Source organism: uncultured Capnocytophaga sp. (genome assembly GCF_938029845.1).
Classification (GTDB): domain Bacteria; phylum Bacteroidota; class Bacteroidia; order Flavobacteriales; family Flavobacteriaceae; genus Capnocytophaga.
In genome coordinates, this window is sequence record NZ_CALHGG010000012.1 from 1 (window position 1) to 3,031 (window position 3,031).

Below are 3,031 nucleotides of genomic sequence, written 5' to 3' on the forward strand. Positions count from 1 at the left end.
GGAGTGCAGCCTGCAACGCTTCCATTCGCTCAGGGGTTAACTCATTGAGAATAGGGCGCAACTGCCGCTCGTTCTTATACTTAGTGATATATTGGTTGTAGAAGCTCCCCACCAAGAACAAGGCTCTAACGAAGAGTACCAATAGTACAATAATATCTGGTATCAGCAAGCTATCAGATACTAAGAAGAGAATCTGTGAGATATTGTCCATTTATAATTAGATTGTTTCTAAGGGACAAATGTACGAATTTTTGGCTAAACGAAAAAGATAAAAAGTAAAAGGTTTTACTTTTTACCTTTTACTTCTTACCTTATCTTCATAGCATGTATATCACACTAAAGTTTATCAAGAACTGTTGGGCAGCAATATAGTTACCTTTCTGCCGAGTAGCATTATACTCTCCATAGAAAAAGAGCTTGGTACGAGCCGAAGCATGGGCTTCCAAACCTACCAACGCTACTCCACTGACAAACCAAGTACCTCCCTTGGAACTACTTTCACTCAGGGTAGGGGTCTTTAGCTCATGTCCTATAGGCGCACTTAGCTGAAAGCCTAAACCATAATTCAGGTAGAGCTTATCCAAAAGTACAGGGTATCGCTTGACAAACTTCAGGGGGAGTTCCATCGTATTGACCTTAAAGGAAGTATATTCTCGCTCGGATTGTTGCAAGGTGCTCTGAGCAAATTGGCTATAGCCCAAGCCCATTTCCAAGCGTAAATGCTCCTTGGGGGCATAGAGCAACCGCCATTGCCCTCTACTTACAAAGCCCATGATATTAAAGTCAGGACTTTTCATCTCACTAAAACCAATACCCGCATCTACCTGCATAGACCAGCGAGGTATGGAAGCTGTCTCTTGAGCTAAAGATACCAGCGCCCAAAAGAATAAAACAAAGGAAAGAAAAGGCTTCATGATGATTAGTGATTAAAGAATAGTGATTAAAAAATGAAGAGCAAAAAATGGGATTTTCATTTTTCACTCTTCACTTTTCACTTTTCACTTAGTTAGAAGGAGAGTGCAGGGAAATAATAGTTTGGTTGTGCGATACTCTTGATATAATATATAGGCACAAAGACCGTTGTTGGGGTCTTCCATATGTAAAGCCCTTCACTACTTAGTGTTATAAAGTTATGGAGACGTTGGCGTGCCAAGGTGGCTATTTCCTCATTATCGGGGTTTGTCCAGAAGGCATCCAATTCTGGGTTTTCCTCTACATAGGTGATATACAGCTTCTTATCCCTGACCACATAAGTACAATTGTAAGTCAAGTAGGACTGTTCGTGCTCCCCTGGGAAAAGGTAGCCCACACGTAAGGTCATTCGATCAGCGGAATTGAAAATCATCTCATAGCTCACAAACTCACGTTCTTCGTCTATGGTATAGAAATCCCTAAAGAAGTCTGGACTCATATAGGGCGAGTTCTTAAAGATATCTTGCCCAAAAGGAATCAGCGCATTGAAGTCAGTAGAGATCTTATCACCTTGTGATTCGAATTCTAATGATGGATCTCCGCGGCTGTGTAACTCCAGTGTAACCCCATCTATCGTAGCGGTATAGTCCGTCGGTGAGGTACCTGGCACTGAAGTGAGCTTGGTAAAGGACTTACCTTCTATCTTCAAGGGGGGCTCTAATGCAAGACCATCGGCGATAGGAACCATCCCTGTCTCGAATACCTTCTCTCTGTTATCCATAGACGTGAAGGTGAGCAGACGATGGTTGAATGTCATATAATAATTCTCTGCCCCTGCCGAGGTAATTACCTTAGCATAATAAGATCCACTAATAGCGGTAGCCACATTGTGATAGGTTTCCATAGAGTTCCACTCATCGGCCGTTGCAGGTTCAAAATAGACAAACTGTTGTGTATCCTTACGCTGGGTGCGAAACTTGAGTTTGTTGCCCTCTTTGCCAAAATAGACAAACTGGAATTCTCCTAAATAGCCACTTGGCATCAAATCCCGAGGAGATGAGGAATCTGCCAAGTCATGAATATAGTTCTTGGTGGTGAAAACCAGCAATGGACCTTGCCCCTCCTGTATCTGGTAGCTACTTTCTCTGGGTTCAAAGGTGTTCTCTATATCCGAGGTCATCACCACACGGCCATTAGGATCGAACTTCATTAGGATTGTAAAGCCCCCAAAGAACCCTTTGACGGTGAAATAGGTCAGCTTCCATCCATTAGGCGCTGCAGAGAGCGTTTGGCGTAGCTCCTGTTTGGCGTCCTCCATACGTTCGGACGCCGTCTTACCAAAGAGCAAATCGGGTTCGCTCTTTTGGCATCCTACCACTGCCCCAAGGGCAAGCATATATAATATTTTTTTCATCTTAGCATCGTTTTAGGTTACAAATAGTTTTGCATTCTCTGATAGACTATCGCTTGTAGCTCATAGAAATTGATATCCCACTCTCCTTTGAAATAATCCACGATAAAGGCTTCCTTCTTCTTAATAGCGGCCTTACCCGTATCGGGCATAGCATCAATTGTGGCGTCCCATTCACTCTTGGATTGCAAAAGCATCATGGAGGTCATCTCAGCAAAGTCTTCCAAAGGATTAGCCATAGCATAGCTGGTGATAAAGCCCAAGGCATTGGCCTGCTCATCTACAAGGTTAAACCAAGTGCTGGTATAATTGGCAGGGGTAATCTTGGCAAAGTCAGGTGAGAAGGCTTTTTTCTGATTTATGATATGGCAATACTCATGCTGAATGGTGTGAAATAACAGCTTAACTAGCTCACTATCCAGGTCATCATAATTGAAATGATCCACACGGAATAGGGTAATCTTCACCCCATTATCGGCTGTACCAAGGGTTTCAGTATCATCTATTGGGTCTAAGCTCTTCCCTCCGATAAGAGCAATCTCACGAGGGGCTATTTGCTTGACAAAATTGGCTCCCGCCACTTGCACATAGCTTCCTATCCATACATCCTTGATCATCTCCAAGAAAGGTTGTACCTTGCTCTCGGTAGGTGGATAGAGCAGGCGACTCATATCGTAATTGGCATCTACATATTTGTAGGTAACCCCT

General features: G+C 43.3%; 3 protein-coding genes and 1 pseudogene. All 4 read right to left on the reverse strand.

The features are described 5' to 3' along the window. Positions 1–211, reverse strand: a pseudogene (locus tag Q0625_RS00725) (hypothetical protein); the annotation flags it as partial. A 106-nt stretch (positions 212–317) separates the two neighbouring features. Then, positions 318–914 (reverse strand): hypothetical protein, encoded by a 597-nt coding sequence (locus Q0625_RS00730; protein ID WP_298822990.1) that lies wholly within the window; start codon positions 912–914, stop codon positions 318–320. 92 nt (positions 915–1,006) lie between these two features. Continuing rightward, positions 1,007–2,326 (reverse strand): DUF4302 domain-containing protein, encoded by a 1,320-nt coding sequence (locus tag Q0625_RS00735; protein ID WP_298822991.1) that lies wholly within the window; start codon positions 2,324–2,326, stop codon positions 1,007–1,009. Positions 2,327–2,343: 17 nt separating this feature from the next. Continuing rightward, positions 2,344–3,031 (reverse strand): substrate import-associated zinc metallohydrolase lipoprotein (locus Q0625_RS00740; RefSeq protein WP_298822992.1); only part of this gene is annotated, 688 nt, incomplete at its 5' end.